1 rRNA gene is annotated in these 226 nt (G+C 38.1%); it reads right to left on the reverse strand.

Annotated elements, in window-relative coordinates:
• Positions 1-99 (reverse strand): 16S ribosomal RNA (locus HMPREF0634_RS09815); the annotation flags it as partial.
• Between the last annotated feature and the right edge of the window lie 127 nt (positions 100-226).

Here is a 226-nt window from a genome sequence, read left to right on the forward strand (position 1 = left end):
TCTTTAGAATACTCAATACTGAGCAAACCCTCGCTCGACTTGCATGTGTTAGGCACGCCGCCAGCGTTCATCCTGAGCCAGGATCAAACTCTCATAAAAAATTTGTTACTGTGCTCAGACTATTGTTATCTCTAAAATATCTGGCTTGGTTTGTTTGTGGTTTAAATCAAGTAAGTTTGTCTTACATGGTTTAAACGATTAATCAATTGTCCTTAAAGGACTCATT

The sequence above is a fragment of the Peptostreptococcus stomatis DSM 17678 genome (assembly GCF_000147675.1).
Lineage (GTDB): Bacteria > Bacillota > Clostridia > Peptostreptococcales > Peptostreptococcaceae > Peptostreptococcus > Peptostreptococcus stomatis.